The sequence below is a fragment of the Candidatus Obscuribacterales bacterium genome (genome assembly GCA_036703605.1).
GTDB lineage: Bacteria > Cyanobacteriota > Cyanobacteriia > RECH01 > RECH01 > RECH01.
This window is the reverse complement of sequence record DATNRH010001083.1, coordinates 1-2,500: the sequence shown is the minus strand read 5'-3', so window position 1 is coordinate 2,500 and position 2,500 is coordinate 1. Positions and strand designations below refer to the sequence as shown.

Below are 2,500 nucleotides of genomic sequence, written 5' to 3'. Positions count from 1 at the left end.
GGCTAAGCATCCTACCGAAGCTGTGGACTTGTAATACAAGTGGTAGGGGAGCGTTCTGCAGTAGTGAGAAGCATTAGCGTAAGCAGATGTGGACGAGGCAGAAGTGAGAATGTCGGCTTGAGTAGCGAAAACATGTGTGAGAATCACATGCCCCAAAAACCTAAGGATTCCTCCGGAAGGCTCGTCCGCGGAGGGTTAGTCGGGACCTAAGGCGAAGCCGAAGGGCGTAGTCGATGGACATAGGGTTAATATTCCCTGACTATATATCGGGAGCATATAGAGTGACGCATGATGGATAGCCATACCCTTAATGGATTGGGAGGGGGTTACGACCCCTGCATGGTGAAGAGTAGTGCCAAGAAAAGCTTTATATGTGATGAACGATGTGTACCCGTACCCTAAACCGACACAGGTAGGTGAGTTGAGGATACTAAGGGGCGCGAGATAACTCTCTCTAAGGAACTCGGCAAAATGGCCCCGTAACTTCGGGAGAAGGGGTGCCCACCTAAGACGTGGGTCGCAGTGAAGAGTCCCAGGCGACTGTTTACCAAAAACACAGGTCTCTGCGAACTCGAAAGAGGATGTATAGGGGCTGACGCCTGCCCAGTGCCGGAAGGTTAAGGAAGTTGGTCAGTCTTCGGATGAAGCTAGCGACCGAAGCCCCGGTGAACGGCGGCCGTAACTATAACGGTCCTAAGGTAGCGAAATTCCTTGTCGGGTAAGTTCCGACCCGCACGAAAGGCGTAACGATCTGGGAGCTGTCTCGGAGAGAGGCTCGGCGAAATAGGATTGTCTGTGAAGATACGGACTACCTGCACCTGGACAGAAAGACCCTATGAAGCTTTACTGTAGCCTGGCATTGGGTTCGGGCTCTGCTTGCGCAGGATAGGTGGGAGGCTAAGAGACATTCCTTGTGGGGGATGAGGAGCCGTCAGTGAGATACCACTCTAGCAGGGCTAGAATTCTAACCAAAGGGACAGTGTCAGGTGGGCAGTTTGACTGGGGCGGTCGCCTCCTAAATGGTAACGGAGGCGCGCAAAGGTTCCCTCAGGCTGGTTGGAAATCAGCCGCAGAGTGTAAAGGCAGAAGGGAGCTTGACTGTGAGACCAACAAGTCGAGCAGGGACGAAAGTCGGTTTTAGTGATCCGACGGCACTGAGTGGAAGGGCCGTCGCTCAACGGATAAAAGTTACTCTAGGGATAACAGGCTGATCTCCCCCAAGAGTTCACATCGACGGGGAGGTTTGGCACCTCGATGTCGGCTCATCGCAACCTGGGGCGGTAGTACGTCCCAAGGGTTGGGCTGTTCGCCCATTAAAGCGGTACGTGAGCTGGGTTCAGAACGTCGTGAGACAGTTCGGTCCATATCCGGTGCAGGCGTAAGAGCATTGAGAGGAGTCTTCCCTAGTACGAGAGGACCGGGAAGAACGCACCTCTGGTGTACCTGTTATCGTGCCAACGGTAAACGCAGGGTAGCCAAGTGCGGAGCGGATAACCGCTGAAAGCATCTAAGTGGGAAGCCCACCTCAAGATGAGTGCTCTCATGGGGTTAACCCAGTAAGGTCACGGGAAGAACACCCGTTGATAGGCTCTAAGTGGAAGCGTGGCAACATGTGAAGCTGAGGAGTACTAATAGACCGAGGGCTTGACCTCAAAGGCTAGACGAAAGATGATTGGAACATCTACAGCAGAAACTCACTATGTAAACGTTAAGGGGACATTCCGTTCCTTATAGAACAATCTATTCCTGGTGCCTATGGCGCGGTGGAACCACTCCGACCCATCCCGAACTCGGTTGTGAAACGCTGCAGCGGCGAAGATACTTGGGGGGTAGCCCCCTGGAAAAATAGCTCGGTGCCAGGGCTATTATTAAAAACACCCCCTCTACCCATGTGGTAGAGGGGGTGTTTTGTTAATCTTGGAATCACTTTCGGTGACCGTTTACGATTAAGGTGTTGACTGTAGCATGGAGCTCTGTGGCAGTGCTCTGGGTTGCTCATCTTGAGGGACAGCGTAGCCGTGGTTCAAGACATTCAAGAATTTCAGATTTCCCTGACTCCCATCGGAGCGCATCAGTACCTTGTTCGCACAGAAAAGGTATCCCCGGGCGTGCCCTTGGCGGAGGAGCAGGTAACGTGGCCTATCGATGTATGGATGCGGCAGGCTCAGCGCTGTATGGTGAGTCCTTTGTTGGGTTTGTTATCCAGTGATGCGTCAGAGTCACAGGATCTTCAAGAGACCGGGGTGGCCCATTCCTCGTCGTCGGGCTTGCTGCATCTTGGGCATCAACTCTACCAAGCTTTATTTACAGGCAGTCTTCGAGATAGTTGGGTGATTGCTCAGGGGATTGCCAATCACCGTAATACCTATTTGCGTTTACGGTTAGGCCTTAAGGGAACGGATGTGCTGGCTCTGCCGTGGGAGGTGATGCATGATGGCGATCGCGCTCGACCTGGGGTGATTTATCCGGTAGCGACAGGAGAAATTATGTTCTCTCGTTA

The 2,500-nt window shown here is 52.9% G+C and carries 1 protein-coding gene and 2 rRNA genes (1 of these 3 cut by a window edge); all 3 read left to right on the top strand.

The window, feature by feature from the left end; translation table 11 throughout:
* A 23S ribosomal RNA gene (locus V6D20_22200) occupies positions 1 to 1,652 on the top strand; it begins 1,130 nt to the left of the window's first position.
* A gap of 93 nt (positions 1,653 to 1,745) precedes the next feature.
* Positions 1,746 to 1,862: ribosomal RNA gene (gene rrf / locus V6D20_22195) — 5S ribosomal RNA — on the top strand.
* 156 nt (positions 1,863 to 2,018) lie between these two features.
* On the top strand, positions 2,019 to 2,500 hold a 482-nt coding region (locus V6D20_22190), incomplete at its 3' end, for a hypothetical protein (GenBank protein HEY9818495.1).